The 9634-nt window shown below is 72.5% G+C and carries 10 protein-coding genes; 8 read left to right on the top strand and 2 right to left on the bottom strand.

Annotated elements, in window-relative coordinates; genetic code table 11:
* Together Q0195_RS13365 and Q0195_RS13370 are read left to right on the top strand one after the other, a co-directional pair.
* The coding region (locus Q0195_RS13365; protein ID WP_299279348.1) for a pentapeptide repeat-containing protein at positions 1 to 591 on the top strand (591 nt) is incomplete at its 5' end.
* 83 nt (positions 592 to 674) lie between these two features.
* Positions 675 to 1238 carry a dihydrofolate reductase family protein gene (locus Q0195_RS13370; RefSeq protein ID WP_299279349.1) on the top strand — a complete coding sequence of 188 codons (564 nt, stop codon included), beginning with the start codon at positions 675 to 677 and terminating at the stop codon, positions 1236 to 1238.
* A gap of 144 nt (positions 1239 to 1382) precedes the next feature.
* Here the strand turns inward: Q0195_RS13370 and Q0195_RS13375 are convergent, their stop codons facing one another.
* Together Q0195_RS13375 and Q0195_RS13380 are read right to left on the bottom strand one after the other, a co-directional pair.
* Positions 1383 to 2657 carry a nucleotide disphospho-sugar-binding domain-containing protein gene (locus Q0195_RS13375; RefSeq protein WP_299279351.1) on the bottom strand — a complete coding sequence of 425 codons (1275 nt, stop codon included), beginning with the start codon at positions 2655 to 2657 and terminating at the stop codon, positions 1383 to 1385.
* Between the two features lie 37 nt (positions 2658 to 2694).
* Complete coding sequence (locus Q0195_RS13380) at positions 2695 to 3363, bottom strand: SRPBCC family protein (RefSeq protein WP_299279353.1); 669 nt, start codon at positions 3361 to 3363, stop codon at positions 2695 to 2697.
* A 119-nt stretch (positions 3364 to 3482) separates the two neighbouring features.
* On the opposite strand from Q0195_RS13380, the gene Q0195_RS13385 reads away from it, so the two are divergent.
* The 6 genes from Q0195_RS13385 (at position 3483) to Q0195_RS13410 (ending at position 9600) form a co-directional block, all read left to right on the top strand.
* A complete protein-coding gene (locus Q0195_RS13385; protein WP_299279355.1) occupies positions 3483 to 3719 on the top strand; it encodes a PLD nuclease N-terminal domain-containing protein in 237 nt (78 codons plus the stop codon).
* Positions 3720 to 3787: 68 nt separating this feature from the next.
* Positions 3788 to 4363, top strand: a complete 576-nt coding sequence (locus Q0195_RS13390) for a hypothetical protein (protein WP_299279356.1) — start codon at positions 3788 to 3790, stop codon at positions 4361 to 4363.
* Positions 4364 to 4519: 156 nt separating this feature from the next.
* Entirely contained in the window at positions 4520 to 5710 is a 1191-nt protein-coding gene (chvE, locus tag Q0195_RS13395; protein ID WP_299279358.1) for a multiple monosaccharide ABC transporter substrate-binding protein, read from the top strand.
* A 67-nt stretch (positions 5711 to 5777) separates the two neighbouring features.
* A complete protein-coding gene (gene mmsA, locus Q0195_RS13400) occupies positions 5778 to 7319 on the top strand; it encodes a multiple monosaccharide ABC transporter ATP-binding protein (RefSeq protein WP_299279360.1) in 1542 nt (513 codons plus the stop codon).
* A complete protein-coding gene (mmsB, locus tag Q0195_RS13405) occupies positions 7316 to 8491 on the top strand; it encodes a multiple monosaccharide ABC transporter permease (protein ID WP_299279361.1) in 1176 nt (391 codons plus the stop codon). The genes mmsA and mmsB overlap by 4 nt, the downstream gene beginning before the upstream one ends.
* Before the next feature lie 122 nt (positions 8492 to 8613).
* The gene (locus Q0195_RS13410; protein ID WP_299279363.1) at positions 8614 to 9600 is read left to right on the top strand and encodes a LacI family DNA-binding transcriptional regulator; all 987 of its coding nucleotides are present in this window, start codon (positions 8614 to 8616) and stop codon (positions 9598 to 9600) included.
* The last annotated feature ends 34 nt before the right edge of the window (positions 9601 to 9634 follow it).

The raw sequence follows: 9634 nt of genomic DNA on the forward strand, positions 1-9634 counted from the left end.
CCGGGCGATGCGGCCGCGCTCGACGACGCCACCACCGTGGGCGTGGACCTCACCGGCGCCGTGCTGCCCGCGGTGCGGGAGGCGCAGGTCGAGGGCAGCGACCTGGGCCGGGTGCGCGCGGTGGGCGGCGCGTGGGAGCGGGTGACGCTCGCCGACTGCCGGCTCGACGGCGCGGACCTCGCCAACGTCGTGTGGCGCGGGGGCTCGCTGCTGCGCTGCTCGCTGCGCGAGGTGCGGATGACCGGCGCGCTGCTCACCGAGGTCCGGCTGCGCTCGGTGCTCCTCCAGGGCGTCCAGGCGACGCTGTCGACGTGGCACGGGGTGCAGCTGCGCGGTGCGGTACTGCGCGGCTGCGACCTGTCGGAGGCGACCTTCACCGACACCGTGCTGGAGGAGGTGCTGCTGGAGGACTGCGTGCTCACCGGCGCGCAGCTGTCCGGGCTGCGCTGCCGCGACGTCCGGCTGCGCGGCTGCCGGCTCGACGGCGTCGGCGGGGTGGCGGGCCTGCGCGGTGCCCGCATCGCCGAGGAGGACGCCCTGGCCCTGCTCCCCGCCCTGGCCCGCGAGCTCGGCATCACCATCGGCGGCTGAGGTTCGCTACGCTCGATGTCGAAACCGGGCGGCGCTGTTCGACGAGGACGTACCAGCACCTCCCGAGACAAGGAACCCGTACCATGCGCAAGCTCATCGTCACCGCGTTCGTGTCCGCCGACGGGGTCATGGAGGCCCCCGGCGGGGGCGAGTACCGAAACGCCGGCTGGACCTTCAAGGAGGTCCCGTTCGACGAGGCCGCCTACGAGATCAAGGGCCGGGAGCAGGAGGAAGCCGGGGCCCTGCTGCTCGGGCGACGCTCCTATGAGGAGTTCGCCCCGGTCTGGCCCTCGATGGAGGAGTTCGGCCGCTACAACACCCTGCCCCGCTACGTCGTGTCGACGACCCTGGCGGAGGGCGACCCCCGCTGGCCGGCGACCGTGCTGCGCTCGCTGGACGAGGTGGCCGAGCTCAAGCAGACCGACGGCGGGCCCATCCTCGTCCACGGCAGCGGCCGGCTGGGTGCCGCGCTGGCCGACGCCGGGCTGGTGGACCGGTACCACCTGCTCGTCTTCCCGCTGCTCCTCGGCGCCGGTAAGCGGCTGTTCAGCGAGGCGGACAAGGACGCCACCCGCCTGGCGCTCGTCGAGCACGAGGTCTACGCCAACGGGGTGCAGAAGCAGGTCCTCGACGTCGTCACCACCTGACGCCGCAGGAGCACGACGCCTGACACCGCGGGAGCGCGACGCCTGACACCGCGGGAGCGCCGCGTCTGGCACCGCGGGAGCGCGACGCCTGACGCCGGCGGGGGGTGCGAGGCCGGGACCCGACGCCTGACCCGGGCCGGGGCCCTACGGCAGGTGGCCCTCGAGCAGGTCCGCCGCCGCGCGCGTGCCGCCCAGCGAGCGCAGCTCGGCCCCCAGCCGGGCCGCCGTCTGCCGGTAGGCCGGGTCGCCGAGCACCCGGTCCACGGCCGCGCGGACCGCCGCGGGCCGCGGGGTGCCGGTGCGCAGGTTGACGCCGGCGCCGTGCCACCCGATGCGGGCGGCGATCTCCGGCTTGTCGAGGTCGCCGCCGGCGACGACGAGCGGGATGTCGTGGCGCAGCGCCTGGAGCACCCCGCCGTAGCCACCGTTCGTCACCACGACGGCGGTGCGCGGCAGCAGGTGGGGGTAGGGCACCATCGCCGCCACGCGCGCGTTGTCCGGCAGCGGGCCGGGCAGCGGCGCGGTGCGGTGCCCGAGCCCGACGACGACGAGCACGTCACGGTCGGCGAGCGCCTCCAGGGTCGGGAGGATGAGGTCGCGGGGGTCGACGTTGGCCGTGCCCTGGGTGACGTGGACGACCGGGACCTCGGCCGAGACGACGTCGTCCCACCACTCCGGCAGGGCGGTGGCGGGCGGCATCGTGCCGTCGTCGGTGAGGTCGCCGACGAAGCGGATGTGCCCGGGCAGGTCGGAGCGCGGGTAGTCCAGGCCCGGTGCGCCCGCGGCGACCACCAGCTCGGGCGAGTACCACATCGTGGCGAAGGACTCCTCGTCCGGCGGCAGCCCGGCCTCGCGGCGGGTGCGCTGGTAGAGCCGGGTGAGCGCCCGGGTGCCGGCCCGGGCGCTCGCGCCGAGCACGGCGTCGCGGAGCCGGCCGAGCGGCCCGGTGGCGGGGGTGAGGCCCAGCCCGGTGGGCGGGATGCCCTTGCCCGGCAGCCAGACGGCGATCGGGGAGACCGTCGCCCACCGGACGCCGAGGTGCTCGGCGGCGAACCGGGTGCCCATGGCCATGGGGTCCCCGGCGAGCAGGTCCCAGGGCTCCTCCCGGTGGGCGGCGAGGAGGTCGCTGAGCTGGGCGGGGGCGGTGCCGAGGAAGAGGTCCTGGAGGTTGATGAGCACCTGGCGGAAGCCCTTGCGCCCCTGCATCCGCGGGAAGGTCGCCGCGAAGTTGCGCTCGTCGAAGTCGGGGGCCGCCCGCCACGGCACGCCACGCGCCCCGACCTCCTCGAACATCGCGACGTAGGAGCGGCCGGTGTAGACCCGCACGTCGTGCCCGCGGCGCACCAGCTCGGCGGCCACGGCGCGGATGGGTCGGGCGTGCCCGGCGAACGGCATCGCGGTGAGCATGATCGAAGCCATGCCCCGATCCTCCCAGGCGCACGCCGGTGGCGGCCGGTCAGCCGACGGGGATGGCGGGCGGGCGGTACTCCGCGCGCTCCTTGATGCCGCGCAGCATCCGGGTCGTCATGACGAAGCCGGCGATCTGCGCCGTCTCCACCAGGGGTGCGGCCCACGGCTGGAGGTAGCGGTAGCGCTCGCGCACGACGAGCCGTGTCGTGTTGCGCGGGCCCGGCTCGAGGACGAAGGCCCAGCTGAAGGCGAAAGGCATACGCGCCGCGCCCTCCGCCGCCTCGTCGGGGTCGGGGGCCCCGTGGAGCACCAGCGCCCGCTCCGGCTCGGCCACGGCGACGGCGAGCTCCAGGCCGCGGGCCAGGCTCACCACGTCGCCGGGGGCGATGTCCTGCCACTGGGGCACGACCTCGTCGGCGTTGTGGATGTCCAGGCCGAGGAGCCGCTGCAGCCCGTCGTAGCTGTAGAAGCCGCCGCGCTCCTGCCCGAGCTGGGCGATCCAGGGCCACACGTCCTCGGCCGGTGCCTCGATGGTCACCGCGCGGGTGGCGACGAGGTCGGCGGCACCGAGGAGCTCGTCGCCGGGCAGCTCGGCCGCGACCTCCTCCGGGGTCGCTCCCCAGCGCTGCTGGGCGCGGCGCGCGGCGAGCAGGCCGGCGAGCAGCGCTCCGGCGGCCACGGCCACGTGGCGGGTGGGTCGGTTCGTCGGTCTCATCGTCGATCACCTCTCACTCCCAGCCTCACCCTGGTCCGGCGGCCGTTCCAGGGGCGAAGGTCCCTCGACAACCGCGGCCGGCCGGAGCAGGGTGGGGGTGGAGCGAGGAGGAGGCCACGGTGACGAAGAAGCAGAAGCCGGCGAAGAAGCAGTGGAAGGACCTCAGCGGCGGGCAGCGGGCGGGGTCGATGGTGCTCGGTGCGGTCCAGCTCGCCCTGGCCGTGGCGGCCTGGGCCGACCTGGCCCGGCGGCCCGCGGAGCAGGTCAACGGCAGGAAGGGGATGTGGGCCGCGATCATCGCGGTGAACTACATCGGCCCGATCGCCTACTTCGTCAAGGGTCGGCGGAAGGACTGACGCGAAGGCCGGCGGCGTCGGCGGAATGAGGTACGTCCGCCCCGCGCGGCTTTGGCACGCTGGACGGCGTGGCGAAGGAGAAGCAGGGGGACGGACGTCCGCTGCCCGCCTGGCGGTGGTGGCACCCGGTCTACCGGTCGGTGATGCAGGTGGACCACGCCGGGTCGCGGTGGCACATCGACGTGGATTTCTTCGACTGGGACGAGAAGGTCCACCTCTACCGCGACGGTCGCCTGGACCGGGTGCAGCGTGGCAAGGCCCGTTTCGAGCTGGAGGACGGCGCGCGGATCGAGGCGGCGATGAGCACCTACGGGCTGCGGCGCGCGCACCTCGTGCTGCCCGACGGCACGGAGCGCCGGCTCGACCCGGCGCCCGGCACCGCCGAGCGGTGGCGGGCCGACCTGGAGCGCGACCACCCGACGGCGAGCCGGCGGCTCGCGTACGTCTCCTGGACCGTGCTCGTCGTCGCCCTCGTGCTCCAGGTCCCCCAGCTCCTGGCGCTCGGCTCGGTGCTCACCGGGTGGTACGAGTTCACCTCGCCGGTGACGCTGCCGGGCTGGCTCAACACGGTGCTGTCGGTGGGCGGGACGCTCGCCGGGATCGAGCGGGCGCTGCGGCTGCGCTACCACTGGCTGCTGGACTGATGCGCCCACCCGCCCCGGACACGTGACAGACGCAGCGGGACACGGCACACTGTTAGCGTGAACATCTGCTGCCGCGACAGGCGGTAGCCGCCGACTCGGACCACGCCGTCGGGGTCGCCCACCGGATCGACAGTTTCCGCTCTCGAGGAGGAGAACATGCGTACACGGAAGTTCGTGGCGGTCGCCGCGGGCCTGACCACGGCGTTCGCACTGGCAGCGTGCGGTGGCGAGGGTGCCGGCAGCGGCGGTGGTGACGCCGCCGAGGGTGGTGCGGAGACCACCACCGACGCGGGCGGCGGCGACGCCCCCGACGCCGGTGACCTCACCATCGGCGTGGCGATGCCGACCCAGACGTCGGAGCGCTGGATCGCCGACGGCAACGCCGTGCAGAGCCAGCTGGAGGAGCTCGGCTACGCCGTCGACCTCCAGTACGCCAATGACGACATCCCCACCCAGACCCAGCAGATCGACCAGATGATCACCCAGGGGGTCGACCTGCTCATCATCGCCTCCATCGACGGCACCGCCCTGACGAGCCAGCTCGAGGCCGCCGGCGCCGCCGACATCCCCGTCATCGCCTACGACCGGCTCATCAACGGCAGCGAGAACGTCGACTTCTACGTCACCTTCGACAACTTCAACGTCGGTGTCCAGCAGGCGACCTCGCTCCTCGCCGGGCTCGGGATCCTCGACGAGGACGGCTCGGAGAACCCCGACGCCCCGGAGGGGCCGTTCAACATCGAGGTGTTCGCCGGCTCGCCGGACGACAACAACGCCGGCTTCTTCTTCCGAGGCGCGATGGAGACCCTCCAGCCGTACTTCGACGACGGCACCCTCGTCGTGCCCTCCGGGCAGACCGACTTCGACACCGTCGCCACGCTGCGGTGGAGCCAGGAGGCCGCCCAGCGCCGCATGGAGGACCTGCTGACCTCCACCTACAGCGGCGGAGAGGAGCTCCACGGCGTGCTCTCGCCGTTCGACGGCATCTCCCGCGGTGTCATCACCGCGCTCCAGGGCGCGGGCTACGGCCCGACGATCAGCGAGGGCCTGCCGATCGTCACCGGCCAGGACGCGGAGATCGCCTCGGTCGCGCTCATCGCCCAGGACGTCCAGTACGCGACGATCTTCAAGGACACGCGCAAGCTGGCCACCCAGGCGGTCGTGGCCGCCGAGGCCTTCCTCGCCGGCGAGGAGCCGGAGGCGAACGACACCGAGACCTACAACAACGGCGTCAAGGTCGTGCCGTCCTACCTGCTCGAGTCGGACATCGTCTACGCGAGCAACATCACCGAGCTGCTCGTCGACAGCGGGTACTACACCCAGGAGCAGGTCGAGCAGGGGCAGTGACCGGCGGCGGGTGCGGTGCCGCCGTCGCGGCGGTACCGCACCCGCCCACCACGGAGGTGGAGACGGTATGACCGGCAACATCCTGGAGATGCGCTCGATCTCCAAGTCCTTCCCCGGGGTCCGGGCGCTGCAGGAGGTGAGCCTGGAGGTCCGCGCCGGCGAGGTGCACGCGATCTGCGGGGAGAACGGGGCGGGCAAGTCCACGCTCATGAAGGTGCTCTCCGGGGTCTACCCGTACGGCACCTACGAGGGCCAGATCGTCCTCGACGGCGAGGAGGTGCGCTTCGGCTCGATCAACGACAGCGAGTCGCGCGGCATCGTCATCATCCACCAGGAGCTCGCGCTCGTCCCCTACCTGTCGGTGGCGGAGAACATCTTCCTCGGGAACGAGACGCGGGGGCGTTCCGGCCTGGTGAACTGGCACGAGGCCAACTCCCGGGCCGCCGAGCTCCTGGCGCGGGTGGGCCTGGACGAACAGCCGGCCACGCCCGTGGCCCAGCTCGGGGTGGGCAAGCAGCAGCTCGTGGAGATCGCCAAGGCGCTGTCCAAGGACGTGCGCCTGCTCATCCTCGACGAGCCAACGGCCGCGTTGAACGACACCGACTCCGAGCACCTCCTGGCCCTGCTCCGCCAGCTCAACGGGCAGGGCATCACGTGCATCATCATCTCCCACAAGCTCGGGGAGATCGCCGCGATCGCCGACCGCACCACCGTGCTGCGCGACGGGCGCACCATCGAGACGCTCGACATGCGCAGCCCCGAGGCCACCCAGGAGCGGATCATCCGCTCGATGGTCGGCCGCGACCTCGAGCACCGCTACCCCGAGCGGACGCCGCAGATCGGGGAGGAGGTGCTCCGGGTCGAGGACTGGACGGTGCACCACCCCACCCAGGCCGGGCGCGTGGTCGTCGACGGCGCGAGCTTCGACGTCCGGGCCGGCGAGGTCGTCGGCATCGCGGGCCTCATGGGTGCCGGCCGCACCGAGCTGGCGATGAGCCTGTTCGGCCGCAGCTACGGGCGGGACATCTCCGGGCGGGTCTACCTGCGCGGCAAGGAGGTCCAGCTGCGCACCGTGAGCGAGGCGATCCGCCACGGCGTCGCCTACGTCTCGGAGGACCGCAAACGCTACGGGCTCAACCTCATCGAGAACGTGCGGCGCAACATCTCCGCCGCCGGACTGCGCAAGCTCGCGCGCCACGGCTGGGTGAACGGCAACGAGGAGCTCCAGGTCGCCGAGACGTACCGCCAGAGCCTGGACATCAAGACGCCCAGCGTCCTGTCCGTGGTGGGGAACCTCTCCGGGGGCAACCAGCAGAAGGTCGCGCTGGCGAAGTGGCTCTACACCGAGCCGGACGTGCTCATCCTCGACGAGCCGACCCGCGGCATCGACGTCGGGGCCAAGTACGAGATCTACACCATCATCAACGAGCTGGTCGCCGGCGGGAAGGCGGTGGTCGTCATCTCCTCCGAGCTGCCCGAGCTGCTCGGCATCTGCGACCGCATCTACACCCTGGCGGCCGGGCGCATCACCGGGCAGCTCCCGGCGGCCGAGGCCACCCAGGAGTCGCTCATGGCGCTGATGACCATCGAGAAGGAGCAGGTGAGATGACCGGTATCACGAGCATCCGGGAGCTCATGTCCCGCAACCTGCGGCAGAGCGGCATCGTCATCGCCCTGGTGGCGATCGTCCTCCTCTTCTCCCTGCTCAACGCGAACTTCCTCAGCCCGGCGAACCTGACGAACATCGTCCTGCAGTACTCCTACATCCTCATCCTGGCGATCGGGATGGTCATCGTCATCATCGGCGGGCACATCGACCTGTCCGTCGGGTCCGTCGTCGCGCTCGCCGGCGCGGTGTCGGCGGTGCTCGTCATCAAGCACGGGCAGCCGTGGTGGGTCGGGGTGCTCGCCTCGCTCGGCGTCGGCCTGCTCGTCGGGGTGTGGCAGGGCTTCTGGGTCGCCTTCGTGGGGATCCCGGCGTTCATCGTCACGCTCGCCGGCATGCTCCTCTTCCGGGGCCTGACCTACCGGGTGCTGGACAACGTCTCCCTGTCCCCCTTCGGCGGCACCTACTACCAGATCGCCAACGGCTTCCAGAACGGGGTGCTCGGCGGGTACGGGTACGACGTCCTGACCCTCCTCGTCTTCGCGCTCGCGGTCGCCGGCTTCGCCCTGGTGCAGTACCGCAACCGGCGCGCCGCCCTGCGCTACAAGCAGGCGGTGGAGGCCTTCCCGCTCTTCGTGCTGAAGATCGTCGCGGTCGGCGCGGTGGTCATGTGGTTCAGCTGGCAGCTGGCCCGCAGCCGCGGCCTGCCCAACGTCCTCATCCTGCTCGCCGTCCTCATCATCGTCTACACCCTCGTCACGCAGCGGTCGGTGTTCGGTCGGCACGTCTACGCCATCGGCGGCAACCTCGCCGCCGCCGAGCTCTCCGGCGTCAAGGTGCGGCGGGTGAACTTCATGATCTTCGTCAACATGGGGATGCTCGCCGCCCTCGCCGGGATCGTGTACTCCGCCCGCGTCAACAGCGCGCAGCCGGGCGCCGGGAACATGTTCGAGCTCGACGCGATCGCCGCCTGCTTCATCGGCGGCGCCGCCGTCACCGGTGGCGTGGGCCGGGTGACGGGCGCGATGGTCGGTGGCCTCATCATGGCGGTGATGAGCAACGGCATGCAGCTCATGGGCGCCGCGCAGTCCACCCAGCAGATCGTCAAGGGGCTAGTGCTGCTCCTCGCCGTCGCCTTCGACGTCTACAACAAGCGACGGGCGGGCGCCCGGTGAGCGAGGAGGCCGGCACTGGGTCGCACGGCACGCGAGACCGCACAATGGCCCTGAACCGATCCGACGATGTGGGAGGCGACGTGTCCGGCGATACTCAGGGTGCGGGGAAGCGGTCCCCGGTGATGGCCGACGTCGCAGCCCGGGCGGGTGTCTCCCACCAGACGGTCTCCCGGGTGCTCAACCAGCCGTCCCTGGTCCGCCCGAGCACCCGGCAGCGGGTGGAGCAGGCGATCGCCGAGCTCGGGTACCGGCGCAACATGTCGGCACGCGCGCTGGCCACCCGGCGCTCCAGCCTCATCGGGGTGGTGTCCCCGGCGGTCACGCTCTTCGGCCCGAGCCACATGGCCACCGCCATCCAGGACGCCGCGCGCCAGTTCGGCTACGCGACGATCAGCGCCACCACGGGGCGGACGAGCCCCACGGAGGCGCTCGACTTCTTCCTCACGCTGGGGGTCGAGGGCATCATCGTCATCGCCCCCACGCGGCAGACCGCCACCGAGGCGAGCAGACTGGCCGGCACGCTGCCGGTGGTCGCCGTCGCCGCCGGGATGGGCAAGGTCCGGCCGCTGCACGTCGTGGCGATCGACAACGAGCAGGGCGCCCGGGACGCCACCCGCCACCTCATCGACCTCGGGCACGAGCGGATCGCGCACATCGCCGGCCCCCGGGACTGGTTCGACGCCCGCGCCCGCATCGAGGGCTGGCGGCTCGAGCTCGAGTCGGCCGGGCTGCCCGTACCGGACGTGATCGAGGGAGGCGGCTGGGGCGCGGCGGACGGGCACGCGGCGGCCCAGCGGCTGCTGGAGATGGCCGACCGGCCCACCGCCGTCTTCGCGGCGAACGACGACCTCGCCCTGGGCGCCATGCGCGCCTTCCACACCGCCGGTCTGCGCATCCCGCAGGACATCGCCGTCGTCGGCTACGACGACGTCGCCAACACTGCCTTCTACGAGCCGCCGCTCACCACGGTGCGCCAGCCGTTCGACGACCTCGGCCGGCACGCGCTGGAGGCGCTGGTGGCCACCATCGAGGGGCGGCAGCCGGAGGGCGAGCTCAGCCCGCCGGAGCTCGTGGTGCGCGAGTCCTCGGTCGGCTCCGCCGCCGGCTGAGGGGGCGCCCGGAGCTGCGGCCGCTCCGCCGCCG

This window comes from uncultured Georgenia sp., from assembly GCF_937958535.1.
In the GTDB taxonomy this organism is placed as follows: Bacteria; Actinomycetota; Actinomycetes; order Actinomycetales; family Actinomycetaceae; genus Oceanitalea.

What these genes read in the sequence shown, in the direction of transcription:
- Q0195_RS13370 (WP_299279349.1), top strand. Translation starts at nt 675, where the DNA reads ATGCGCAAGCTCATCGTCACCGCGTTCGTGTCCGCCGACGGGGTCATG.
- Q0195_RS13375 (WP_299279351.1), bottom strand. Translation starts at nt 2,657, where the DNA reads ATGGCTTCGATCATGCTCACCGCGATGCCGTTCGCCGGGCACGCCCGA.
- Q0195_RS13380 (WP_299279353.1), bottom strand. Translation starts at nt 3,363, where the DNA reads ATGAGACCGACGAACCGACCCACCCGCCACGTGGCCGTGGCCGCCGGA.
- chvE (WP_299279358.1), top strand. Translation starts at nt 4,520, where the DNA reads ATGCGTACACGGAAGTTCGTGGCGGTCGCCGCGGGCCTGACCACGGCG.
- mmsA (WP_299279360.1), top strand. Translation starts at nt 5,778, where the DNA reads ATGACCGGCAACATCCTGGAGATGCGCTCGATCTCCAAGTCCTTCCCC.
- mmsB (WP_299279361.1), top strand. Translation starts at nt 7,316, where the DNA reads ATGACCGGTATCACGAGCATCCGGGAGCTCATGTCCCGCAACCTGCGG.
- Q0195_RS13410 (WP_299279363.1), top strand. Translation starts at nt 8,614, where the DNA reads ATGGCCGACGTCGCAGCCCGGGCGGGTGTCTCCCACCAGACGGTCTCC.